Origin of the sequence: Citrobacter tructae (assembly GCF_004684345.1) — a bacterium.
Classification (GTDB): Bacteria; Pseudomonadota; Gammaproteobacteria; order Enterobacterales; family Enterobacteriaceae; genus Citrobacter; species Citrobacter tructae.
Map to the genome: position 1 here is coordinate 3,936,941 of NZ_CP038469.1, position 22,656 is coordinate 3,959,596.

The following is a 22,656-nucleotide window of genomic DNA, read 5'->3' on the forward strand; positions in this document are numbered from 1 at the left end:
CGCCATCCGGCAAAACCCCTGAGGGGGTAGCAACCACCAAAGCCTTGTCTGATTTATCGGCGAGGCTTTTTGCTTATTTATGACAGCGCCACTTTGCTCTAAGATGTTGGGCTGTTTTCACTATCTGACGAATGAAGAGCCCATGGAAAATAATGAAATTCAGAGCGTGCTGATGAACGCACTCTCCCTCCAGGAAGTCCACGTCTCTGGCGATGGCAGTCACTTTCAAGTTATTGCCGTGGGTGAGATGTTTGACGGCATGAGCCGGGTCAAGAAGCAGCAATCGGTCTATGGCCCATTGATGGAGTACATTGCGGATAACCGCATTCATGCCGTGTCGATCAAAGCGTTTACCCCAGCGGAATGGGCGCGCGATCGCAAACTTAACGGTTTTTGAGCTACGGGTGATACGCCGGTAGCGAATATGAATTCTTAACAGAGAACAGAACAATGGATAAGTTTCGTGTACAGGGGCCGACTAAGCTCCAGGGCGAAGTCACAATTTCAGGCGCTAAAAATGCAGCACTGCCGATCCTTTTTGCGGCACTGCTGGCAGAAGAACCCGTAGAAATCCAAAACGTCCCGAAACTGAAGGACGTTGATACCTCGATGAAGCTGCTGAGCCAGTTGGGCGCAAAGGTTGAGCGTAACGGCTCCGTGCACATTGATGCGCGTGATGTAAACGTCTTCTGCGCGCCGTATGATCTGGTGAAAACCATGCGTGCATCCATTTGGGCGCTGGGGCCGTTGGTGGCTCGCTTTGGTCAAGGCCAGGTGTCACTGCCAGGCGGCTGCACGATTGGTGCGCGTCCGGTTGACCTGCACATTACCGGCCTCGAGCAGTTAGGCGCGACCATCAAGCTGGAAGAAGGCTATGTGAAGGCATCCGTTGATGGTCGTCTGAAAGGTGCGCACATCGTGATGGATAAAGTGAGCGTCGGTGCGACGGTGACTATCATGTGTGCGGCAACGCTTGCCGAAGGCACCACCATCATCGAAAACGCCGCACGTGAGCCGGAAATTGTTGATACCGCTAACTTCCTGATTGCACTGGGTGCGAAGATTACCGGTCAGGGCACCGATCGTATCACCATTGAGGGTGTTGAGCGCCTCGGTGGCGGTGTGTATCGCGTTCTGCCAGACCGCATTGAAACCGGGACCTTCCTGGTGGCAGCGGCGATTTCTCGCGGCAAAATCATTTGCCGTAATGCACAGCCGGATACGCTGGATGCCGTTCTGGCGAAGTTGCGTGATGCGGGTGCGGATATCGAAGTCGGCGCAGACTGGATTAGCCTCGACATGCACGGCAAGCGTCCGAAAGCGGTCAATGTCCGTACTGCCCCGCATCCGGCGTTCCCGACCGATATGCAGGCCCAGTTCACACTGTTGAACCTGGTGGCAGAAGGCACCGGCTTCATCACTGAAACCGTGTTTGAAAACCGCTTTATGCACGTGCCTGAACTGAGTCGTATGGGCGCTCACGCAGAAATCGAAAGCAACACCGTGATTTGTCACGGCGTTGAAACGCTCTCCGGTGCGCAGGTCATGGCAACGGATCTGCGTGCGTCAGCAAGCCTGGTACTGGCAGGGTGTATTGCAGAAGGCACCACGGTGGTTGACCGTATTTATCACATCGATCGCGGCTATGAGCGCATCGAAGATAAGCTGCGCGCGCTGGGCGCAAACATCGAGCGCGTGAAAGGCGAGTAATCGCTAGCGTCTCTTGTGACCCCCAGGTTTGTACTCTGGGGGTTACTGTCCAGCCCTTTACTCAAGGGGCGTTTTTTCTTTACGCGCTCTCATCATCCGCGTTCTGTCGATGAATTCATGCGTTTTTGCATCGTGATAGCGTGACGGCCAAATCACCCACGGGTCCGTTCCCAGCGCTTTTGCGATAATCAATTCTCCTTTTGGCCATGGTCGGGTTAACGCATTTGCCAGCGTTGATGAACTCAACCCATTTCTACGCGATTCTGCCGCCATTGAAGTTCCTTTCTTGCGCAGTCCTGCGATGATGTCAGCCGGATGCCAGTCAATGAGTTTGCCTTCCATACATCCCTTTCTCCTTTGGTTCACCACTTACGGTTTAACTATTAACCAGTAGTGGCACTATACATCCAGGAGAACGGATGTTCTAAAAAGTTCGTGTAAGGGGTTTGTATATTCAGAATATATAAAGGTCATTAGAGAAAGGTGAAGATTCCAATGATTTTATTGGAATTTATAGGAGCCAAAAAAACCCGTGCACTGCACGGGAAGATTTTCTGCAAGGAAAAGCGATGAAAGGATTAACGGTCGCGCTGTACGGCGATATGCGCCAGACCAATCAGCGCTTCTCTCCATGGCGTATCAGGCAGCACTTGCAGCGCAGCGATGGCCTTATCGGCCTCTTCTTCTGCCCGCTGGCGGGTCCACTCCAGCGAACCACTGGCGTTCATCGCTTCCAGAACCGGCTCCAGAAGGTGGCGTCCGTTTCCTTGCTCAATCGCCTGACGAATCATTTGCGTCTGTTCTGGGGTGCCGTGACGCATCGCATGCAGCAGCGGCAGCGTAGGTTTCCCTTCGTTGAGATCGTCACCAACGTTTTTACCTAACTGTTCGCCGTCTGCGCTGTAATCCAGCAAATCATCAATTAACTGGAAAGCGGTACCGAGATAGCGGCCATAATCCTGTAAACCCTTTTCCTGTTCTTCGCTGCAGCCAGCAAGAATGCCAGAACATTGAGCCGCGGCTTCAAACAGGCGCGCCGTCTTGCTGTAGATGACGCGCATGTAGTTTTCTTCGGTGATGTCAGGGTCGTTGACGTTCATCAATTGCAGAACTTCACCTTCAGCAATGACGTTGACCGCTTTGGACATCACTTCCAGCACTTTCAGTGAACCGAGGCTAGTCATCATCTGAAAGGCACGGGTATAGATAAAATCGCCAACCAGTACGCTGGCCGCATTACCAAACGCCGCGTTTGCTGTTGCTTTCCCGCGGCGCATGTCGGATTCATCCACCACATCGTCATGAAGTAGGGTTGCGGTGTGGATAAACTCGATTAGGGCCGCAATCGTGACGTGGGCGTTTTCTTGATAGCCAACGGCGCGAGCCGCGAGTACGGCGATCATCGGGCGAATACGCTTTCCGCCACCGCTAATGATGTAGTACCCCAACTGGTTGATTAGCTGGACGTCGGAATTAAGCTGTTCAAGGATTGTCGCATTGACACCCGCCATATCTTGCGCGGTTAACTCATTGATTTTTTCTAAATTCATCGCAAAAGCCGGGCTTCTCGCCCCGATTACCTCACAGTATGGCAAGGTAACTACGGGTTTAGGGTTAGAAATATATGCTGATTGTACTGAAAAAACGCCACAGATAAACGTTACCATACACGTTGTGTTTTTTTTCTGCATGTATTGACGGTAGCACTTGTCAAAGGCTCGCGTTTTGCGTAATATTCGCGCCCTATTGTGAATATTTATAGCGCACTCTGAATCATCAAAAAGGTGTGCGCGGAAGCGGAGTTTTTTATGTACGCGGTTTTCCAAAGTGGTGGTAAACAACACCGAGTAAGCGAAGGTCAGACCGTTCGCCTGGAAAAGCTGGACATCGCAACTGGCGAATCTGTTGAATTCGCTGAAGTTCTGATGATCGCAAACGGTGAAGAAGTCAAAATCGGCGTTCCTTTCGTTGATGGCGGCGTTATCAAAGCTGAAGTTGTTGCTCACGGTCGTGGCGAGAAAGTTAAAATTGTTAAGTTTCGTCGTCGTAAACACTACCGTAAGCAGCAGGGCCATCGTCAGTGGTTCACTGATGTGAAAATCACTGGCATCAGCGCTTAAGTTAAGAGGAGCAGATTAAATGGCACATAAAAAGGCTGGCGGCTCGACTCGTAACGGTCGCGATTCAGAAGCTAAACGTCTGGGCGTAAAACGCTTTGGCGGCGAAACAGTTCTGGCAGGTAGCATCATCGTTCGTCAACGTGGTACTCAGTTCCACGCTGGCTCTAACGTAGGCTGCGGTAAAGACCACACTCTGTTTGCTAAAGCAGACGGTAAAGTGAAATTCGAAGTGAAAGGCCCGAAAAACCGTCGTTTTATCAGCATTGTTGCTGAATAAGTTTTTCGCGTCCCGGTAACGGATGAAAGCCCCGCAACGTGTTGCGGGGCTTTTTACATTCGACGGCCGGTAAATACGCTCGTCGCGCCGTGACAACCCGGAAACGAGCCCTTGCAGGGAATACGGCATGAAGCAGCAGGCAGGTATTGGTATTCTTTTGGCGCTGACAACGGCAGTTTGTTGGGGCGCTCTACCAATAGCGATGAAGCAAGTGCTGGAGGTGATGGAGCCTCCTACCGTAGTGTTCTACCGTTTTTTAATGGCAAGCATTGGCCTTGGGGCGATTCTTGCGGTTAAAAAAAAGCTCCCGCCATTGCGTATTTTTCGTAAAGCGCGTTGGTTGGTACTGCTGGCGATCGCCACCGGTGGGCTGTTCGGTAACTTCATTCTGTTTAGTTCATCTTTGCAATATTTGAGCCCAACGGCTTCGCAGGTCATCGGTCAGCTGTCACCGGTTGGCATGATGGTCGCCAGTGTCTTTATCCTGAAGGAAAAGATGCGCGGTACGCAGGTTATTGGTGCCATTATGTTGCTGAGCGGGCTGGTGCTGTTTTTTAATACCAGTCTGATCGAGATTTTTACCAAACTGACCGATTACACCTGGGGTGTGATCTTTGGTGTCGGTGCGGCGACGGTCTGGGTGAGCTATGGGGTCGCGCAAAAGGTGTTATTGCGTCGCCTGGCATCACAGCAGATCCTGTTTTTACTGTACACTTTATGTACGCTTGCGTTATTGCCGCTGGCTAAACCCGGTGTGATAACGCAACTCAGCGACTGGCAGCTGGCATGTCTGATATTCTGCGGCCTGAATACGCTGGTAGGATACGGTGCGCTTGCGGAAGCAATGGCGCGCTGGCAGGCGGCACAGGTGAGCGCCATTATTACGCTTACACCGCTGTTTACGTTGTTATTTTCAGATTTATTATCACTGGCCTGGCCCGATTTCTTCGCCAGACCGATGCTAAACCTTTTAGGTTATCTCGGTGCGTTTATCGTGGTTGCGGGCGCGATGTATTCCGCCATTGGTCATCGTATTTGGGGCGGTTTACGTAAGCATGAAACGGTGGTTTCGCAACCCCGCTCAGGCGAATGATTTACGGAGAGTAAAATGAAGTTTGTTGATGAAGCATCGATTCTGGTCGTTGCAGGTGATGGCGGTAATGGTTGCGTCAGCTTCCGCCGCGAAAAGTACATCCCAAGAGGCGGTCCGGACGGCGGTGATGGTGGTGATGGTGGTGACGTCTGGCTGGAAGCCGACGAAAACCTGAACACGCTGATCGACTACCGCTTTGAAAAATCGTTCCGTGCGGAACGTGGTCAGAATGGCGCGAGCCGTGATTGCACCGGTAAGCGTGGTAAAGACGTTACGATCAAAGTGCCTGTCGGTACACGTGTAATCGATCAGGGTACGGGCGAAACCATGGGCGACATGACCAAACACGGTCAGCGCCTGATGGTCGCTAAAGGCGGCTGGCACGGTTTGGGTAACACCCGTTTCAAATCCTCGGTCAACCGTACCCCACGTCAGAAAACGATGGGTACGCCGGGCGATAAGCGCGATCTGATGCTGGAGCTGATGCTGTTAGCCGATGTCGGTATGCTGGGTATGCCAAACGCCGGTAAATCAACGTTTATCCGTGCGGTATCCGCAGCGAAACCTAAAGTCGCTGATTATCCGTTTACCACCCTGGTGCCGAGCCTGGGCGTAGTGCGTATGGATAACGAAAAGAGCTTTGTGGTTGCCGATATCCCGGGTCTGATTGAAGGCGCTGCGGAAGGCGCGGGTCTGGGGATCCGATTCCTGAAGCACCTGGAGCGTTGCCGCGTACTGCTGCACCTCATTGATATCGATCCGATTGACGGTTCCGATCCGGTAGAAAACGCCCGTATCATTATTGGCGAGCTGGAAAAATACAGTCAGGATCTGGCGTCCAAGCCGCGCTGGTTAGTGTTCAACAAAATTGATTTGATGGACAAAGACGAAGCGGAAGAAAAAGCGAAAGCGATCGCCGAGGCGCTGGGCTGGGAAGGTAAATATTACCTGATCTCTGCCGCTAGCCAGCTGGGCGTGAAGGATCTTTGCTGGGATGTGATGACGTTTATCATCGAGAACCCAATTGTTCAGGCTGAAGAAGCGAAGCAGCCGGAGAAAGTGGAGTTCATGTGGGACGATTATCACCGTCAGCAGCTCGCTGAAGTCGAAGACGAAGCGGAAGATGACTGGGATGACGATTGGGACGAAGACGACGAAGAAGGCGTTGAGTTCATCTACAAGCGTTAATCTCATTGCCGGGTGAATCGCTAACGGGCCGCATATGCGGCCCGTTTTGTCTCTGTCGTTTGCGTATGCCGGAAAAGCGTCAGCGCCATCCGGAATCTTCAAGATCTAGTTATTCTGATAAATATCCTTGTACAACCGACTCTCGAAGCGCACCAGCGGAATACGGCGGTTACGTTGATCTGCGGGTTCCACCGCATAGCCAGACAGATACTGTACAAACGCCATGCGTTGCCCGCTTGCCGTGGTAATGAAGCCAGCAAGGTTATAAACCCCCTGTAACGAGCCTGTCTTCGCAGAGACTTTGCCATCCACGCCTGCCTGATGCAGACCCGCACGGTATTGTAGAGAGCCGTCGTGGCCTGCCAGCGGTAGCATCGTAATAAAGTTCAGCTCATTGTCATGCTGCGCGATGTATTGCAGTACCTGCATCATGGTCGCTGGAGCAATCAGGTTATGGCGAGAGAGGCCAGAACCGTCGGCAATAATCGTGTTGCCAATATCTACACCCGCTTGCTGACGCAAAATCTGGCGTACGGCATCAGAGCCTGCCCGCCAGGTGCCGGGTACGTTAAAACGCGCATGACCAATCATGCGGAAAACGGTATCGGCAATCATGTTGTCCGATTTTTTCAGCATAATCTTAAGCAGGTCATGCAGCGGTGCCGACTGTTTGCTGGCAACCACGGTTCCCGGTTCGTTGACCTGTGTCTGGCGCAGCAGCGTACCGCTGTAGGTGATACCAGCTTGTTTTAGCTCATCTTTAATAATCGCCCCGGCATAGCTAGCACCGTCCTGAATGGCAAACGCCAGCGGCAGCGGTTCGGCGCGTTGGGGCAGACAGCCGGTTAACGTGAAGCGGTTTAAATCGCCGGGAACCACGTCCAGTTCACAATATTGCGCTTCCGCAGATCCGCGCGCGAGGGTGCGCACCTGGCTGAACATCGTTACCGGGTAGTATGACGCCACGCGAATAAAGGCAAGATCGTTGGGTTTTTGTGCACTGTAAAGCGACACCGAGAAGCAGTTACGATCGACAATCGCAGCCGCAGGCGGTGCGCTAAAACACTGCGTCATGTCGTTCCAGGGCCAACCGGGCGCTTTATCATGGCTGGCGAAAATGGAGGTGTCGATGAGCACGTTACCGGCAATTTGCGTCACGCCAGATTTTTTCAGGGTTGCCACCATATTGCGAATATCCTGACGTTTTAGCGTCGGATCGGCACCAAATCGCGCAACCAAGTCACCGTTCAATACCCCACCTTCCACACTGCCTTTGGTCTCTAGCGTGGTGGTAAAACGGAAGTCAGGCCCGAGCTGAATCAAGGCCGCCAGGGCGGTGATGACTTTCTGGGTGCTGGCGGGTAGGGCCATTTGTTGGCTATGGTAATCAATAGCAGGCGTCGGGGCCCCAACCTTCTGTACCATAAGGGCGAGGTTGGCCCCGGCAGGGAGCTGGTTGATGTACTCGTCAACATTCGCAGCCTGAACGCTGAACGCCGCAATACTGGCAGTCAATCCAATGGTAAATCTGGGAAATCGCATAATCTCGCGCTAACAACCTGGAAACAGGCCGTCATACTACGGCGCAACGCCCCAAAAAGTAAACGATGACCCATACGGAACTCCAGGGTAAAATGATCATCAAATAGAGAATTGTAGCTGACCTGGGTCCTTGTGCCCCGGGTCGGTATTTTTTTGCTTCTGACTCTGGCATGGCGTTTGCCAGGGTGGGCTTAGCAGCCGGGGTGAGGACAACCGCCCCCTACAGGAATGTTCAAGAGGTATAACAAATGCAAGCTATCCCTATGACCTTACGTGGTGCTGAAAAACTGCGCGAAGAGCTGGATTTTCTGAAATCTGTGCGCCGTCCTGAAATCATTGCCGCGATCGCCGATGCGCGTGAGCACGGTGACCTGAAAGAAAACGCGGAGTACCACGCGGCGCGTGAACAGCAGGGTTTCTGCGAAGGTCGCATTAAAGATATCGAAGCGAAGCTGTCTAACGCTCAGGTTATCGACGTCACTAAAATGCCGAATAATGGCCGTGTCGTTTTCGGTGCAACGGTGACCGTTCTGAATCTCGATAACGATGAAGAGCAGACCTGGCGCATTGTGGGCGATGACGAAGCCGATTTTAAACAGAACCTGATTTCTGTTAACTCGCCTATTGCCCGTGGCCTGATTGGCAAAGAGCAGGACGACGTGGTGGTTATCAAAACGCCGGGCGGTGAAGTGGAATATGAAGTAGTGAAGGTAGAATACCTGTAAGAATTACCCAATACTCAAGATGTTGATGTATTGTAAAGAAAGGAAAAAGGCCGCATAGCGGCCTTTTATCAACGAAGAGAGCGTGGCATTTTGCTCTCCTGCTAGCGGAAATTCCCGCGTTTTACACAAACTGCGTGTTCAACTTTAGGATATTCTTAGCGTGGCAGCGAGATTTTACGTTCTTTAGTCGGGCGATACAGTACCAGCGTTTTGCCGATGACCTGTACGTTACAGGCGCCGGTTTCGCGTACGATAGCTTCCACGATCAAGGTTTTGGTATCGCGATCTTCCGAGGCGATTTTCACCTTGATAAGTTCATGGTGCTCTAGCGCTTGTTCAATCTCGGCCAGTACCCCTTCGGTCAAACCATTATTGCCAAGCATGACTACAGGCTTGAGCGGATGTGCCAGACCTTTCAGGTGCTGTTTTTGTTTAGTACTCAGATTCATCGTATATTTTTGCTTAGGTTGGGATTGAAAACGGGTCATTCTACCGCCATCTCCCATATATCACCAAATAGCAGTGTAGAAATTTACACCATTGGTTACGATGAACTGCCCGATGGGAAAGTAAAATGACAGGTAAAAAGCGTTCTGCCAGCTCAAGCCGCTGGCTTCAGGAACACTTTAGCGATAAATATGTTCAGCAGGCACAGAAAAAGGGGTTACGTTCCCGTGCCTGGTTTAAACTTGATGAAATACAGCAAAGTGACAAAATTTTTAAACCGGGGATGACGATAGTTGACCTCGGCGCTGCACCCGGTGGCTGGTCGCAATATGCGGTTACGCAGATCGGAAACAGCGGCCGCATTATCGCTTGCGATCTTTTACCTATGGATCCAATCGTTGGTGTGGACTTCCTTCAGGGCGACTTTCGTGATGAATTAGTCCTGAAAGCGTTACTTGAGCGCGTAGGTGACAGTAAAGTACAAGTTGTCATGTCTGATATGGCACCAAATATGTGTGGAACACCGGCGGTGGATATTCCCCGGGCCATGTATCTGGTAGAACTGGCGCTTGGAATGGCTCGTGATGTATTAGCGCCAGGTGGTAGTTTTGTAGTGAAGGTGTTCCAGGGCGAAGGCTTCGATGAGTATCTAAGAGAGATTCGCTCCCTGTTTACGAAGGTCAAAGTTCGTAAGCCGGACTCTTCTCGCGCCCGTTCGCGTGAAGTGTACATTGTAGCGACCGGGCGTAAACCATAACCGGCAGATTTCAAACGAAAGTTTGAAAGACGCTGGATATAGAGTATCCTGACGCTGTTTTTAACACAGTTGTAATAAGAGGTTAATCCCTTGAGTGACATGGCGAAAAACCTAATACTCTGGCTGGTCATTGCCGTTGTGCTGATGTCAGTATTCCAGAGCTTTGGGCCCAGCGAGTCTAATGGCCGTAAGGTGGATTACTCTACCTTCCTGCAAGAGGTCAATCAGGACCAGGTTCGTGAAGCGCGTATCAACGGACGTGAGATTAACGTTACCAAGAAAGATAGTAACCGTTACACGACCTACATCCCGGTTAACGATCCGAAGCTGCTTGATAACCTGCTGACCAAAAACGTCAAGGTTGTTGGCGAGCCGCCTGAAGAGCCGAGCCTGCTGGCTTCTATCTTCATTTCCTGGTTCCCAATGCTGCTGCTGATTGGTGTCTGGATCTTCTTCATGCGTCAGATGCAGGGCGGGGGTGGCAAAGGCGCCATGTCGTTCGGTAAGAGTAAAGCGCGCATGCTGACAGAAGATCAGATCAAAACCACCTTTGCTGACGTTGCAGGTTGTGACGAAGCAAAAGAAGAGGTGGCTGAACTGGTTGAGTACTTGCGCGAACCAAGCCGTTTCCAGAAACTGGGCGGTAAGATCCCGAAAGGCGTCCTGATGGTCGGCCCTCCGGGTACCGGTAAAACCCTGTTGGCAAAAGCCATCGCGGGTGAAGCGAAGGTTCCATTCTTCACAATTTCCGGTTCTGACTTCGTGGAAATGTTCGTTGGTGTGGGCGCATCTCGTGTGCGTGACATGTTCGAACAGGCCAAGAAAGCAGCACCATGCATCATCTTCATCGATGAAATCGACGCCGTCGGCCGCCAACGTGGCGCTGGTCTGGGCGGTGGTCATGATGAACGTGAGCAGACGCTGAACCAGATGCTGGTTGAGATGGACGGCTTCGAAGGTAACGAAGGCATTATCGTTATCGCGGCAACTAACCGTCCGGACGTACTTGACCCTGCGCTGTTGCGTCCAGGCCGTTTTGACCGTCAGGTAGTGGTTGGTCTGCCGGACGTTCGCGGTCGTGAACAGATTCTGAAAGTGCATATGCGTCGCGTACCGCTGTCTCCGGATATCGATGCGGCAATCATTGCCCGCGGTACGCCTGGCTTCTCCGGTGCAGACCTCGCGAACCTGGTGAACGAAGCGGCGCTGTTTGCTGCACGTGGCAACAAGCGCGTTGTGTCGATGGTTGAGTTCGAGAAAGCGAAAGACAAAATCATGATGGGTGCGGAACGTCGCTCCATGGTGATGACGGAAGCGCAGAAGGAATCCACCGCGTATCACGAAGCAGGTCACGCGATTATCGGTCGCCTGGTACCGGAACACGATCCGGTGCACAAAGTGACGATTATTCCACGCGGTCGTGCGCTGGGTGTGACCTTCTTCCTGCCTGAAGGTGACGCGATCAGCGCCAGCCGTCAGAAACTGGAAAGTCAGATCTCTACGCTGTACGGCGGTCGTCTGGCTGAAGAGATTATCTATGGTGTTGAACATGTTTCCACCGGTGCGTCGAACGACATTAAAGTCGCGACTAACCTGGCGCGTAACATGGTGACGCAGTGGGGCTTCTCTGAAAAGCTGGGTCCGTTGCTGTACGCGGAAGAAGAAGGCGAAGTGTTCCTCGGTCGTTCTGTTGCGAAAGCAAAACATATGTCCGATGAAACCGCGCGCATTATCGATCAGGAAGTTAAATTGCTGATTGAACGTAACTACGAGCGTGCTCGTCGTCTTCTGAACGATAACCTGGACATTCTGCACTCGATGAAAGATGCGCTCATGAAATATGAGACTATCGATGCACCGCAGATTGACGATCTGATGGCTCGCCGTGATGTGCGTCCACCAGCAGGTTGGGAGGAATCCGGTACGTCTAACAACTCTGGCAACAATGGCACCCCAAGTGCGCCGCGTCCGGTTGATGAACCGACCTCGCCGAATCCGGGTAACATGTCAGAGCAGTTAGGTGACAAATAAGTTATCGTTGCTGATGACCGAGTATTAATTGAAAACCCTGGGGCTTGCTCCGGGGTTTTTCTTATCTGTTCATTAAAGATTTTACCAGGGATAACACTATGAAACTCTTTGCTCAGGGTTCTTCGCTGGATCTCAGCCATCCCCACGTCATGGGAATTTTAAACGTCACGCCGGACTCTTTTTCTGATGGTGGAGCGCACAACACCCTGGTTGAGGCGGTGAAGCACGCAAATCTGATGATTAACTCCGGGGCGACTATCATTGATGTGGGTGGCGAATCTACACGGCCGGGGGCGGCAGATGTTAGCGTGGAAGAAGAGCTGGAACGCGTGATCCCGGTCGTTGAGGCCATTGCCCAACGCTTTGAAGTGTGGATCTCGGTGGATACCTCTAAACCGGAAGTGATTCGTGAATGTGCCCGAGTCGGCGCGCATATCATTAATGATATTCGCTCCCTGACAGAGCCTGGTGCACTGGAAGCTGCGGCGGAAACTGGGTTACCCGTTTGCCTGATGCACATGCAGGGGCAGCCGAAGACCATGCAGGAAGCGCCAAAGTACGAGGATGTTTTTGCTGACGTAAACCGCTACTTTGTTGAGCAAATAGCTCGTTGTGAAAGGGCTGGGATCGCAAAAGATAAATTGTTGCTCGACCCAGGGTTCGGTTTCGGTAAAAATCTCACCCATAACTACACATTACTGGCACGCCTGGCGGAGTTTCATCATTTTAATCTGCCGCTGCTGGTTGGAATGTCACGAAAATCAATGATTGGTCAGTTGTTGAACGTGGGGCCATCTGAACGCCTGAGCGGTAGTCTTGCATGTGCGGTGATTGCTGCCATGCAGGGTGCGCAGATTCTTCGTGTCCATGACGTCAAAGAAACCGTAGAAGCGATGCGTGTGGTGGAAGCCACATTGTCTGCAAAGGAAAATAAACGCTATGAGTAATCGTAAATATTTTGGCACTGATGGGATCCGTGGTCGCGTAGGCGACGCCCCAATTACTCCTGATTTTGTGCTCAAGCTGGGTTGGGCGGCAGGTAAAGTGCTGGCACGTCATGGTTCACGTAAAATTATTATCGGTAAAGATACGCGTATTTCCGGCTATATGCTGGAGTCTGCGCTGGAAGCAGGTTTGGCTGCCGCCGGACTGTCGGCTTCTTTCACGGGCCCAATGCCAACACCCGCTGTTGCGTATCTGACGCGCGCTTTCCGCGCTGAAGCCGGGATTGTCATCTCCGCTTCGCACAACCCGTTTTATGACAACGGGATTAAATTCTTCTCCATCGACGGCACCAAACTGCCCGATGCGGTTGAAGAAGCCATTGAGGCTGAGATGGAAAAGGCGATCACCTGTGTAGACTCAGCTGAACTGGGTAAAGCTACCCGTATCGTTGATGCTGCCGGTCGCTATATCGAGTTTTGCAAAGGCACCTTCCCGAATGAGCTGAGCCTGAGTGAGCTTAAAATCGTGGTGGATTGCGCTAACGGTGCGACGTACCACATTGCGCCAAATGTCCTGCGTGAGCTGGGTGCAAAAGTCATTGCGATCGGCTGTGAGCCGAATGGCGTTAACATCAATGAAGAAGTCGGCGCCACTGACGTCCGTGCGCTGCAGGCGCGCGTGATTGCGGAAAAAGCCGATCTGGGTATTGCATTGGATGGCGATGGCGACCGCGTGATCATGGTTGACCACGAAGGCAACAAGGTTGATGGCGATCAGATCATGTACATCATCGCCCGTGAAGCACTGCGTCAGGGACAGCTGCGCGGTGGCGCGGTAGGTACGTTGATGAGCAACATGGGTCTGGAGCTGGCGCTAAAACAGCTTGGTATTCCCTTTGCCCGTGCGAAAGTCGGTGACCGCTACGTGCTGGAAAAAATGCAGGAGAAAGGCTGGCGCATCGGTGCTGAAAACTCAGGGCACGTGATCCTGCTGGATAAAACCACCACCGGTGACGGTATCGTGGCGGGTCTGCAGGTGCTGGCGGCAATGGTACGTAACCATATGAGTTTGCATGACCTGTGCAGCGGTATGAAAATGTTCCCACAACTGCTGGTTAACGTACGTTACACCGCAGGTAGCAGCGATCCGCTGGAACATGAAAACGTGAAAGCGGTGATGGCAGAGGTCGAAGCGACGTTGGGTAACCGTGGTCGCGTTCTTCTGCGTAAGTCAGGCACCGAGCCGTTAATCCGTGTGATGGTTGAAGGTGAAGATGAAGCGCAGGTCACTGAACTCGCTCACCGTATTGCGGATGCAGTGAAAGCAGTTTAAGCCTGAAAGCGTGAATGCCGGAGTCTAGGACTCCGGCTTTTTTTATCCTACTGAAAGTGCCTGTTTGCGTCGATGTTGCCAGAAATAGCCCCCGGCCATTATTAGCACAAGACCCGCCAGCCACGGCAGTACCGCCAGCAAATGTCCTGAACGTGCAAATGTCAGTACAATCATCAGCAACCACCCTCCCAACATCGGAATCGCGGTACGTTTGACAATGTCTACCGGCGATACGCCTGCGATCCCGGCGATGGCAATGATCACGCCAGCAATGGGCGATAACGTCCGACCAATACCCGCCGATATCTGAATAGGCAGCATCATCACGGCGATATCGCTGCCGATATGGCGGCTGATGTCCGGCACCATTGGGGCGAAGGAGAAGAACGCCGCATTCCCGGAGCCCATCAGTGCGGAAATCGCAAAGGTGATCAGGGTCATTAGCAAGATTATCGAGGCGGCGCTGAGACCAAATTCACCAGAAAGTGACAGCAGTGCGTCGACGGCGCCAATGGCTTTCAGCCCGGCAGAAAAAACTTCACCGGCGATAATCAGCGTCACGACGGTGGCAAACACGCTGCCCATGCTGTCGAAGACTTTTTGTACGCCAGCCATCACCTCGCGCGCCTTACGATGGCGGCAGTACTCACATGCCAGGGTAATAGCAAGGCTTATCAGTACGGCGGTATCCAGCGTAATCTTAAGTGAACTGAATACTAAATCACTGCACACCAGCATCAACACTAGCGGCAGCATGGGCAAAAACAGCCAGGCGATAGGTGCGTCAGCTTCATCGGTCGACGTTAATGTCTGCATCTGCTGAGCCACATTGTCACCACTTTCCCGACGGTCGAAAAAGCGTTGCACAACAATATGCAGCAGGGCGATGAACAGAATGACGGGCACGACGATCGGCAATTGATCCTGCACGAAATAGTTCACCACCTCGATGCCTGCGGTTTTGGCGGCGAGAACCGAGTTACCAGAACCTGGGCCAAATTCAACCGCACAGGTGCTGGCGATAACGGCGGCAACGGCGGCGCGACTACAGCCAAGACGGGTCAGCAGCGGGTACAGCGTCGCCATCAACAGCAGACCCAGCCCGGTGGCGCTGCTGATAAACAGCGACAAGAATTGACCCAGCAATAATGCCAGCCCGAGCAGCAGATAAGGGGAGTTCAGGCGCTGTAATGGCCGCGAGGTAACCCGGACCAGCACCTGGCTTGCGCCAATGGCTGACATATAGGTAGCAAAGCCACCTATCAGCATAATTTGCAGCCCAAGGCCGCCAAGACGCACGCTCAGGGTATCGCGGATAAACTCAAACGCATCAAAGGGGCCAAATCCGGTGCTTTTCTTCACCAGGCTACTGAGCGTGGTCATCCCGCTAAAATGGGCGATGAGTAACAGCGCAATCCCGGTCAGTAGCAGCACAGACTGAGGGTGATATTTTTTCAGGATTAGCCGCCCGGCAAAGACAATGGCGACTAGCGCCAGCAGTAATGACATTCTCGCCTCCTCACTCAAAATTGCCGTTGACCAGGCATTCACCATCACGCAGTAACGGCTTACCCGCAGCGAACAGATGGGCAAGCGAGAGGTCATCATTGAGTACGCAGATATCGGCACGTTCTCCAGCGCAGAGCATGCCGCCGGAAATACCGAGCGAGCGGGCAACGTTTGCCGTCATCATGGCAACGGCCTGTGCGACAGGAATACCAATATCAATCAGGCGAGGAAGCAGGTTCAGGTTGCCTGCGACAGGTGCCGCGCTTAAACCTTCAACGATGCCCTGGGCGTTAAAGCGCGGCACGCTGCCATTGCCATCCGAGCTGATGGTAATGCGCTCGGCGGGGACCTGAGCTTCCAGTGCGTGGAGGATAGCCTCTTCCTGAGGCATAAAACGGCTGCCGCCAGATGTCACGTCAATATGGCCGCCGCGATGGGCGAAATCGATAGCCTGGCTGAATAGGGCTTCGGTTCTTGCCACATGAGTCGGAGAAATATGGTGAATCGGGATCCCGGCATCGCAAAGTGCGATAAGTTGCGACATCCCTTCCGGCAGGTTACCCAGGTGCACATGCAGCAGTCCTTTTTTCCCAGCCAGCAGTGAGGCCACGCGGATATCGCTGACTATCCTCAGTAATTCCTGGAAAGAGGGGTATGAACCACGGTGGTCAGCGAGGGCGATTTTAACGCCGAGAATAGCCGGGATAAAGGCCATGTCATCGCGGATGGACTGCGTAATCGTCGGGCTGGGCACCGCGTAAGCTCCGGTATGCATAAACGCACGCACGCCCTCCAGATTCAGAGACTGCATTTTGGCGTACAGATCTTTGGGCGAGCGAGAAATAGCATCGGTACCTAATACGCCGACAACAGTGGTAATACCCGCCTGAATCAGATCGCGAAGCTTGACGGCAGGCGTTCGGCTGGCAAATCCAGCTTCGCCACCGCCACCGGTAAGATGCACATGCTGATCGATGATGCCTGGGATAACCCATTTGCCCCGGCAATCGATGACCTCGTTGACGCCATCGAAGCGAGAAATATCTTTGTCTACTGCCACAATACGATCGGCATGAATGAGCAGAGAGCGGAGGCCTAAATCCTCCGGGGAAAATACACGGGCATTGGTCAGTAAAGTAAACATATCAATCCTGTCAAACGTCAAGGGGAGGGAGACTCGGCAGGTGAAACGGAATATTGTTGTTATGCGGACCACACTAAAGCCATTACTATAACTGTGACTATTTCCGATTTGTTATCGGAGGATACGGATATGGAATGGTGGAGAATGAAACGTGGATAGTAAGTGGTTAGACGATTTCCTGGCCTTAAGTCAGCATGGGAATTACTCCCTGGCGGCAATACAGCGGCATATTACTCAGCCCGCGCTAAGTCGGCGTATTAAAGCGCTGGAGGAGATGTTAGGCGTCCCGCTATTTGACCGCACCACGACCCCCGTTACGTTAACCCGTTATGGTGAACGGTTTGAACCCTATGCCCGACATGTTCTCAATACGCTGACGGAGGCGCGTCATGAACTGGCTGCCATGATGCCGACAACAGAAAACACGCTGGTGATGGTCAGTCTGCACACGCTGTCGGTGAATATCCTGCCTGATATGATCAATTACCTGCGCCAAAGCGAACCGCAATTAAGCTTTACGGTAAATGCCAGTATCCAGGGGATTGATAACCACTTTAATGCGCTGATAAACCGGAAAATTGATTTTCTGGTGACCTACGATTTGCCGTCTTCACAGCCGGGGCTGGAGATTGCCGGGGGGCTAAAACGCTCATTGTGGCGATATGAGCGGTTCATCCCGGTTATTTCAGCCCAACTGGCAGATAAGCTTGATGATCCTGATACCTCGATCCCATGGCTTTGCTATAGCGACTATACCTTTGTCAGACGCATTATTGATCCGCTAGAGCAACATGTTCACCCACGGCTGAAAAAGGTCTTTGAGAGTGGGTTAAGCGAAACGATCCGTGAAATGGTGCTGCGCCATATGGGAATAGCATGGCTGCCCGAGTCGATGGTGGCAGAAGAATTAGTGAATCATGAGATTATCCACTGCTGGCCAGACAATTCAGATCTGATTGGTGAGATTCCGGTTGTTGTTTGGGCAAACCTTGACGATCAGCGACCCGTCATGCAGCGATGCTGGGATAAATTGCTGCGTTTTTGATTGATGTGGCGATTTTTTCTTCAGTTGATACAATACACTTAAATTGCCCTTGCGAAGGTTATTCGCTTTGGTTAGTATTCACACCCGCTTCAGTGGGAAACAGTAAAACATTCCCGCTTTAATGGTCGAAGCATTGGTACGCGGCAACTCCGCAAGGAACAGGTTGATTATGCACGAAGCTCTTTTAGTAGTTTTCCTTATTGTGGCAATTGGCCTGGTGGGCTTGATCATGCTGCAGCAAGGTAAAGGCGCTGATATGGGAGCCTCTTTTGGCGCAGGCGCTTCTGGTACACTGTTTGGTTCAAGTGGTTCTGGTAACTTCATGACCCGAATGACAGCTGTATTGGGAACCTTGTTCTTCATTATCAGTCTGGTGCTGGGTAACATGAACAGCAATAAGACCAATAAAGGAAGCGAGTGGGAAAATCTGAGTGCACCGGCGAAAACCGAGCAAACTCAGCCAGCTGCTCCGGCTCAGCCGACCAGCGATATCCCGCGTTAATAGTAGTATCTGTGCTGAGGTGGTGGAATTGGTAGACACGCTACCTTGAGGTGGTAGTGCCCTAACGGGCTTGTGGGTTCGAGTCCCATCCTCAGTACCAATATTCCAAAGAAAAAGACGCTGCAAAGCGTCTTTTTTTTCGTCTGTATATTTTGACCCGTAATTCGTAGCTCGGATAAGGCGTTTACGTCGCCATCCGATAATTTGCCTGATGGTGCTTCGCTTATCAGGCCTACGAGTTACTCACACCTTCACACTACGTGACTACAGCTCTCAAGTTCGGTGTATAAAAAAGCCGCTTGCGCGGCTTTTGTCATTTCTGTTGGCGATTACTTCGCTTTGTTTTCCAGATTCTCTACCTGCGGCAGACCGGTTGCAGAAGAGGCAGTCAGCAAACCAGACTGCGCGTAGCCGAACAGTTTCTCGCGGGTATCGGTGATATCCAGGTTACGCATGGTCAACTGTCCGATACGATCGTCCGGTGAGAAGACGGAATCGCCTTTCTCCATGGTCAGACGTTCTGGTTTGTAGGTCAGGTTATCGGAGACGGTATTCATAATGGAATAGTCGTTACCGCGACGCAGCTCCAGCGTCACTTCTCCGGTGATTTGGCTCGCGACCCAGCGTTGCAGGCCATCACGCAGCATCAGCGCCTGGGAGTCAAACCAGCGACCCTGATACAGCAGACGACCCAACTGACGACCATGAGCGTGATACTGCTCGATGGTGTCTTCGTTATGGATACCGGTCAGCAGGCGCTCATAGGCGATGTGCAGCAGCGCCATCCCCGGAGCTTCGTAAATGCCACGGCTTTTCGCTTCGATAATACGGTTTTCAATCTGATCGCTCATACCCAGGCCATGACGACCGCCAATGCGGTTGGCTTCCATCATCATCTCTACGTCGTCGCTGAAGGTTTTGCCGTTCAGCGCAACCGGATGGCCCTGCTCAAAACGGACGGTCACTTCTTCCGCCGGGATCTTCACGCTCTCATCCCAGAACTTGACGCCCATAATTGGGTTCACAATCTTGAGGCTGGAGTTGAGGAATTCCAGATCTTTTGCTTCGTGCGTTGCCCCGAGCATATTGGAGTCGGTGGAATACGCTTTTTCGACAGACATTTTGTAGTCAAAACCGCAGGCGATCATAAATTCCGACATCTCGTGGCGACCACCGAGCTCGTCGATGAAGTCGGTGTCCAGCCACGGTTTGTAAATCTGTAGTTCGGCATTAGTCAGCAAACCGTAACGATAGAAACGCTCAATATCGTTACCTTTATAGGTGCTGCCATCCCCCCAGATATTGACGCCGTCTTCTTTCATGGCAGCCACCAACATAGTGCCGGTCACCGCGCGGCCCAGCGGCGTAGTGTTGAAATAAGTCAGTCCGCCGGTGGTGTTATGGAACGCACCACATTGAATTGCTGCGATCCCTTCGGCAACCAGTTGCTTGCGGCAATCAACCAGGCGAGCGTTCTCAGCACCATATTCCATTGCACGGCGAGGGATGGCGTCATAGTCATCCTCATCCGGCTGGCCCAAATTCGCAGTATATGCATATGGGACAGCCCCTTTTTGTCGCATCCACAGCAGTGCAGCACTGGTGTCCAGGCCGCCGGAAAAAGCGATACCAATACGTTGACCTACCGGAAGATGCTTGAGAATCGTCGTCATAAAATAAAACCCTGCTTGATTGACTGGTGAAGAGGTCGGTTTTTTATGCTAAGTGCATTTTTATGCAAAATAAATGAGTTTTCATTTAATCACCTTTTAACGGTGACAGGAAGAGTTTAGTGATAATTTCGTTAAATAACGGCAGTGAAGGCATATTTATCTTTGCCGGGCCTCGCTAAATTTGCGTAGGCTGGCATTCATTCATTTGCATACTAGTAACAAGGTTGACATAAGGCATAGATAATCAATATACTGTGCGCAGATTTTACGTCCCGTCCTCGGTACCAAATCCCAGCAGTATTTGCATTTTTTACCCAAAACGAGTAAAATTTGCCACGTTTCAGGCGCGGGGTGGAGCAGCCTGGTAGCTCGTCGGGCTCATAACCCGAAGGTCGTCGGTTCAAATCCGGCCCCCGCAACCACTTTCCCTTAGAGTTCTTTTTCAAATATACTGTGAAGACTTAGGCCTTCGTAGCTGGATTTGAAAAAAATTCTTTCGGAAGGTTCTCCGAACCGCAGGTGCGGTTATAGGGTTCAGTTATCTAAAGCCCCGATTTATCGGGGTTTTTTGTTATCTGATTACAGAATAACTGGGCTTTAGGCCCTTTTTTTATGTCTTGGGGGTGGGCTTGTCCACATTAGAGCAAAAATTAACAGAGATGATTAAAGCACCAGTTGAAGCCTTGGGGTACGAGCTGGTCGGCATCGAATTTATTCGCGGTCGCACATCCACACTGCGCATCTATATTGATAGTGAAGATGGCATCAATGTTGATGATTGTGCTGATGTGAGCCACCAGGTTAGCGCCGTGATGGACGTTGAAGATCCCATCACCGTTGCTTATAACCTGGAAGTCTCCTCACCGGGTCTCGACCGTCCTATGTTCACGGCTGAACACTACGTGCGTTTCCTGGGTGAAGAAGTCACGCTGGTTCTTCGTATGGCGGTACAAAATCGCCGTAAATGGCAGGGCGTTATCAAAGCGGTGGACGGTGAGATGATCACTGTCACAGTCGACGGTAAAGATGAAGTGTTCGCGCTGAGTAATATCCAGAAGGCGAACCTGGTTCCCCACTTTTAACAGTCTGGATTGAGGTGAAAAGCCCGCGATGAACAAAGAAATTTTGGCTGTTGTTGAAGCCGTATCCAATGAAAAATCGCTGCCACGCGAGAAAATTTTTGAAGCGCTGGAAAGTGCGCTGGCTACAGCAACAAAGAAAAAATACGAACAAGAGATCGACGTTCGCGTAGAGATCGATCGTAAAAGCGGTGATTTCGACACTTTCCGCCGTTGGGTAATTGTGGAAGAGGTCACTCAGCCAACTAAAGAAATCACTCTGGAAGCTGCACGTTACGAAGACGAAAGTCTGAACGTGGGTGAGTACGTTGAAGATCAGATTGAATCAGTCACCTTTGACCGTATCACCACCCAGACTGCGAAGCAGGTTATCGTACAGAAAGTACGTGAAGCTGAACGTGCAATGGTTGTTGATCAATTCCGCGAGCACGAAGGCGAGATCGTCACTGGTGTGGTGAAGAAAGTTAACCGCGACAATATTGCACTGGACCTCGGCAGCAATGCTGAAGCTGTGATCCTGCGTGAAGACATGCTGCCGCGTGAAAACTTCCGTCCGGGTGACCGTATTCGTGGTGTTCTGTACTCCGTTCGCCCGGAAGCGCGCGGCGCGCAACTGTTTGTGACGCGTTCCAAGCCGGAAATGCTGATTGAACTGTTCCGCATCGAAGTGCCAGAAATTGGCGAAGAAGTCATTGAAATTAAAGCGGCGGCTCGCGATCCGGGTTCTCGTGCGAAAATCGCGGTGAAAACCAACGATAAGCGTATCGATCCGGTGGGTGCTTGCGTGGGTATGCGCGGTGCGCGCGTTCAGGCGGTTTCTACCGAACTGGGCGGCGAGCGTATCGATATCGTCCTGTGGGATGATAACCCGGCACAGTTCGTGATCAACGCAATGGCGCCTGCAGACGTCGCATCTATCGTGGTGGATGAAGACAAACACACCATGGATATCGCGGTTGAAGCCGGTAACCTGGCTCAGGCGATTGGACGTAATGGTCAGAACGTCCGCCTGGCGTCACAGCTTAGCGGTTGGGAACTCAACGTAATGACCGTTGATGACCTGCAGGCTAAGCATCAGGCTGAAGCGCATGCCGCCATTGACACCTTCACCAAATATCTCGATATCGATGAAGATTTCGCGACTGTTCTGGTAGAAGAAGGTTTTGCTACGCTGGAAGAACTGGCCTACGTGCCAATGAAAGAGCTGTTGGCAATTGACGGCCTTGATGAAGCAACCGTTGAAGCGCTGCGCGAGCGTGCTAAAAACGCACTGACCACTCTGGCACTGGCCCAGGAAGAAAGCCTCGGTGATAACAAACCGGCTGACGATCTGCTGAATCTGGAAGGATTAGATCGTGATATGGCCTTCAAACTGGCTGCCCGTGGTGTTTGTACGCTGGAAGATCTCGCTGAACAGGGCATTGATGATCTGGCTGATATCGAAGGGTTGACCGACGAAAAAGCCGGTGAGCTGATTATGGCTGCCCGTAATATTTGCTGGTTCGGCGACGAAGCGTAATAAACTGTAGCAGGAAGG

At 52.0% G+C, this 22,656-nt stretch carries 22 protein-coding genes and 2 tRNA genes; 17 read left to right on the forward strand and 7 right to left on the reverse strand.

The window, feature by feature from the left end; all coding sequences use genetic code 11:
• Positions 1–142 precede the first annotated feature (142 nt).
• Both ibaG and murA read left to right on the forward strand, forming a co-directional pair.
• Positions 143–397, forward strand: a complete 255-nt coding sequence (gene ibaG / locus E4Z61_RS19570) for a BolA family iron metabolism protein IbaG (protein WP_005121314.1) — start codon at positions 143–145, stop codon at positions 395–397.
• A gap of 53 nt (positions 398–450) precedes the next feature.
• Positions 451–1,710 carry a UDP-N-acetylglucosamine 1-carboxyvinyltransferase gene (murA, locus tag E4Z61_RS19575; RefSeq protein ID WP_135324168.1) on the forward strand — a complete coding sequence of 420 codons (1,260 nt, stop codon included), beginning with the start codon at positions 451–453 and terminating at the stop codon, positions 1,708–1,710.
• Between the two features lie 57 nt (positions 1,711–1,767).
• Here the strand turns inward: murA and sfsB are convergent, their stop codons facing one another.
• Positions 1,768–2,052 carry a DNA-binding transcriptional regulator SfsB gene (gene sfsB, locus E4Z61_RS19580; RefSeq protein ID WP_135324169.1) on the reverse strand — a complete coding sequence of 95 codons (285 nt, stop codon included), beginning with the start codon at positions 2,050–2,052 and terminating at the stop codon, positions 1,768–1,770.
• 236 nt (positions 2,053–2,288) lie between these two features.
• Entirely contained in the window at positions 2,289–3,260 is a 972-nt protein-coding gene (ispB, locus tag E4Z61_RS19585) for an octaprenyl diphosphate synthase (protein ID WP_135324170.1), read from the reverse strand.
• Between the two features lie 258 nt (positions 3,261–3,518).
• On the opposite strand from ispB, the gene rplU reads away from it, so the two are divergent.
• The 4 genes from rplU to cgtA all read left to right on the forward strand — a co-directional run bounded on the left by rplU (position 3,519) and on the right by cgtA (position 6,388).
• Positions 3,519–3,830, forward strand: a complete 312-nt coding sequence (gene rplU, locus E4Z61_RS19590) for a 50S ribosomal protein L21 (RefSeq protein ID WP_003025032.1) — start codon at positions 3,519–3,521, stop codon at positions 3,828–3,830.
• 19 nt (positions 3,831–3,849) lie between these two features.
• On the forward strand, positions 3,850–4,107 hold the full coding sequence (rpmA, locus tag E4Z61_RS19595; RefSeq protein WP_096755516.1) for a 50S ribosomal protein L27: 258 nt from the start codon (positions 3,850–3,852) through the stop codon (positions 4,105–4,107).
• A 127-nt stretch (positions 4,108–4,234) separates the two neighbouring features.
• Positions 4,235–5,200 carry a DMT family transporter gene (locus E4Z61_RS19600; RefSeq protein WP_135324171.1) on the forward strand — a complete coding sequence of 322 codons (966 nt, stop codon included), beginning with the start codon at positions 4,235–4,237 and terminating at the stop codon, positions 5,198–5,200.
• A 15-nt stretch (positions 5,201–5,215) separates the two neighbouring features.
• The gene (cgtA, locus tag E4Z61_RS19605) at positions 5,216–6,388 is read left to right on the forward strand and encodes an Obg family GTPase CgtA (RefSeq protein ID WP_135324172.1); all 1,173 of its coding nucleotides are present in this window, start codon (positions 5,216–5,218) and stop codon (positions 6,386–6,388) included.
• A 105-nt stretch (positions 6,389–6,493) separates the two neighbouring features.
• On the opposite strand, the gene dacB is transcribed toward cgtA, so the two are convergent.
• Complete coding sequence (gene dacB / locus E4Z61_RS19610; protein ID WP_135324173.1) at positions 6,494–7,930, reverse strand: serine-type D-Ala-D-Ala carboxypeptidase; 1,437 nt, start codon at positions 7,928–7,930, stop codon at positions 6,494–6,496.
• 248 nt (positions 7,931–8,178) lie between these two features.
• Here dacB and greA point away from each other — a divergent pair, with 248 nt between their 5' ends.
• Positions 8,179–8,655 (forward strand): transcription elongation factor GreA, encoded by a 477-nt coding sequence (gene greA, locus E4Z61_RS19615; RefSeq protein ID WP_096755520.1) that lies wholly within the window; start codon positions 8,179–8,181, stop codon positions 8,653–8,655.
• A 155-nt stretch (positions 8,656–8,810) separates the two neighbouring features.
• On the opposite strand, the gene yhbY is transcribed toward greA, so the two are convergent.
• Positions 8,811–9,104: a ribosome assembly RNA-binding protein YhbY gene (yhbY, locus tag E4Z61_RS19620; RefSeq protein ID WP_003025016.1), complete on the reverse strand. Its 294-nt coding sequence runs from the start codon at positions 9,102–9,104 to the stop codon at positions 8,811–8,813.
• 125 nt (positions 9,105–9,229) lie between these two features.
• Here yhbY and rlmE point away from each other — a divergent pair, with 125 nt between their 5' ends.
• The 4 genes from rlmE to glmM all read left to right on the forward strand — a co-directional run bounded on the left by rlmE (position 9,230) and on the right by glmM (position 14,167).
• Positions 9,230–9,859 (forward strand): 23S rRNA (uridine(2552)-2'-O)-methyltransferase RlmE, encoded by a 630-nt coding sequence (rlmE, locus tag E4Z61_RS19625; protein ID WP_004106110.1) that lies wholly within the window; start codon positions 9,230–9,232, stop codon positions 9,857–9,859.
• Between the two features lie 99 nt (positions 9,860–9,958).
• Positions 9,959–11,890, forward strand: a complete 1,932-nt coding sequence (gene ftsH, locus E4Z61_RS19630; RefSeq protein ID WP_135324174.1) for an ATP-dependent zinc metalloprotease FtsH — start codon at positions 9,959–9,961, stop codon at positions 11,888–11,890.
• A 98-nt stretch (positions 11,891–11,988) separates the two neighbouring features.
• Positions 11,989–12,837, forward strand: coding sequence for a dihydropteroate synthase (gene folP, locus E4Z61_RS19635; RefSeq protein WP_135324175.1), 849 nt, complete (start codon positions 11,989–11,991; stop codon positions 12,835–12,837).
• Positions 12,830–14,167 carry a phosphoglucosamine mutase gene (gene glmM, locus E4Z61_RS19640; protein ID WP_135324176.1) on the forward strand — a complete coding sequence of 446 codons (1,338 nt, stop codon included), beginning with the start codon at positions 12,830–12,832 and terminating at the stop codon, positions 14,165–14,167. The genes folP and glmM overlap by 8 nt, the downstream gene beginning before the upstream one ends.
• A gap of 42 nt (positions 14,168–14,209) precedes the next feature.
• Here the strand turns inward: glmM and dcuC are convergent, their stop codons facing one another.
• Positions 14,210–15,676, reverse strand: a complete 1,467-nt coding sequence (gene dcuC / locus E4Z61_RS19645) for a C4-dicarboxylate transporter DcuC (protein WP_135324177.1) — start codon at positions 15,674–15,676, stop codon at positions 14,210–14,212.
• Between the two features lie 10 nt (positions 15,677–15,686).
• The gene (gene iadA, locus E4Z61_RS19650; RefSeq protein WP_135324178.1) at positions 15,687–16,820 is read right to left on the reverse strand and encodes a beta-aspartyl-peptidase; all 1,134 of its coding nucleotides are present in this window, start codon (positions 16,818–16,820) and stop codon (positions 15,687–15,689) included.
• A 151-nt stretch (positions 16,821–16,971) separates the two neighbouring features.
• Here iadA and E4Z61_RS19655 point away from each other — a divergent pair, with 151 nt between their 5' ends.
• From E4Z61_RS19655 to E4Z61_RS19665, 3 genes are all read left to right on the forward strand, one after another.
• Entirely contained in the window at positions 16,972–17,865 is an 894-nt protein-coding gene (locus E4Z61_RS19655) for a LysR family transcriptional regulator (protein ID WP_135324179.1), read from the forward strand.
• A 169-nt stretch (positions 17,866–18,034) separates the two neighbouring features.
• A complete protein-coding gene (gene secG, locus E4Z61_RS19660) occupies positions 18,035–18,367 on the forward strand; it encodes a preprotein translocase subunit SecG (RefSeq protein ID WP_003025000.1) in 333 nt (110 codons plus the stop codon).
• 13 nt (positions 18,368–18,380) lie between these two features.
• Positions 18,381–18,467, forward strand: a tRNA-Leu gene (locus E4Z61_RS19665).
• 229 nt (positions 18,468–18,696) lie between these two features.
• Here E4Z61_RS19665 and argG read toward each other — a convergent pair.
• Positions 18,697–20,040: an argininosuccinate synthase gene (argG, locus tag E4Z61_RS19670; protein WP_135324180.1), complete on the reverse strand. Its 1,344-nt coding sequence runs from the start codon at positions 20,038–20,040 to the stop codon at positions 18,697–18,699.
• A 345-nt stretch (positions 20,041–20,385) separates the two neighbouring features.
• On the opposite strand from argG, the gene E4Z61_RS19675 reads away from it, so the two are divergent.
• The 3 genes from E4Z61_RS19675 to nusA all read left to right on the forward strand — a co-directional run bounded on the left by E4Z61_RS19675 (position 20,386) and on the right by nusA (position 22,638).
• A tRNA-Met gene (locus E4Z61_RS19675) sits at positions 20,386–20,462 on the forward strand.
• A 207-nt stretch (positions 20,463–20,669) separates the two neighbouring features.
• A complete protein-coding gene (gene rimP / locus E4Z61_RS19680) occupies positions 20,670–21,122 on the forward strand; it encodes a ribosome maturation factor RimP (RefSeq protein WP_135911333.1) in 453 nt (150 codons plus the stop codon).
• A 28-nt stretch (positions 21,123–21,150) separates the two neighbouring features.
• Positions 21,151–22,638, forward strand: coding sequence for a transcription termination factor NusA (nusA, locus tag E4Z61_RS19685; RefSeq protein ID WP_096755531.1), 1,488 nt, complete (start codon positions 21,151–21,153; stop codon positions 22,636–22,638).
• Positions 22,639–22,656 lie beyond the last annotated feature (18 nt).

Bases quoted from the DNA above. Each gene is read 5' to 3' on its own strand.
- ibaG (WP_005121314.1), top strand. From the start codon at position 143: ATGGAAAATAATGAAATTCAGAGCGTGCTGATGAACGCACTCTCCCTC.
- murA (WP_135324168.1), top strand. From the start codon at position 451: ATGGATAAGTTTCGTGTACAGGGGCCGACTAAGCTCCAGGGCGAAGTC.
- sfsB (WP_135324169.1), bottom strand. From the start codon at position 2,052: ATGGAAGGCAAACTCATTGACTGGCATCCGGCTGACATCATCGCAGGA.
- ispB (WP_135324170.1), bottom strand. From the start codon at position 3,260: ATGAATTTAGAAAAAATCAATGAGTTAACCGCGCAAGATATGGCGGGT.
- rplU (WP_003025032.1), top strand. From the start codon at position 3,519: ATGTACGCGGTTTTCCAAAGTGGTGGTAAACAACACCGAGTAAGCGAA.
- rpmA (WP_096755516.1), top strand. From the start codon at position 3,850: ATGGCACATAAAAAGGCTGGCGGCTCGACTCGTAACGGTCGCGATTCA.
- E4Z61_RS19600 (WP_135324171.1), top strand. From the start codon at position 4,235: ATGAAGCAGCAGGCAGGTATTGGTATTCTTTTGGCGCTGACAACGGCA.
- cgtA (WP_135324172.1), top strand. From the start codon at position 5,216: ATGAAGTTTGTTGATGAAGCATCGATTCTGGTCGTTGCAGGTGATGGC.
- dacB (WP_135324173.1), bottom strand. From the start codon at position 7,930: ATGCGATTTCCCAGATTTACCATTGGATTGACTGCCAGTATTGCGGCG.
- greA (WP_096755520.1), top strand. From the start codon at position 8,179: ATGCAAGCTATCCCTATGACCTTACGTGGTGCTGAAAAACTGCGCGAA.
- yhbY (WP_003025016.1), bottom strand. From the start codon at position 9,104: ATGAATCTGAGTACTAAACAAAAACAGCACCTGAAAGGTCTGGCACAT.
- rlmE (WP_004106110.1), top strand. From the start codon at position 9,230: ATGACAGGTAAAAAGCGTTCTGCCAGCTCAAGCCGCTGGCTTCAGGAA.
- ftsH (WP_135324174.1), top strand. From the start codon at position 9,959: ATGGCGAAAAACCTAATACTCTGGCTGGTCATTGCCGTTGTGCTGATG.
- folP (WP_135324175.1), top strand. From the start codon at position 11,989: ATGAAACTCTTTGCTCAGGGTTCTTCGCTGGATCTCAGCCATCCCCAC.
- glmM (WP_135324176.1), top strand. From the start codon at position 12,830: ATGAGTAATCGTAAATATTTTGGCACTGATGGGATCCGTGGTCGCGTA.
- dcuC (WP_135324177.1), bottom strand. From the start codon at position 15,676: ATGTCATTACTGCTGGCGCTAGTCGCCATTGTCTTTGCCGGGCGGCTA.
- iadA (WP_135324178.1), bottom strand. From the start codon at position 16,820: ATGTTTACTTTACTGACCAATGCCCGTGTATTTTCCCCGGAGGATTTA.
- secG (WP_003025000.1), top strand. From the start codon at position 18,035: ATGCACGAAGCTCTTTTAGTAGTTTTCCTTATTGTGGCAATTGGCCTG.
- argG (WP_135324180.1), bottom strand. From the start codon at position 20,040: ATGACGACGATTCTCAAGCATCTTCCGGTAGGTCAACGTATTGGTATC.
- nusA (WP_096755531.1), top strand. From the start codon at position 21,151: ATGAACAAAGAAATTTTGGCTGTTGTTGAAGCCGTATCCAATGAAAAA.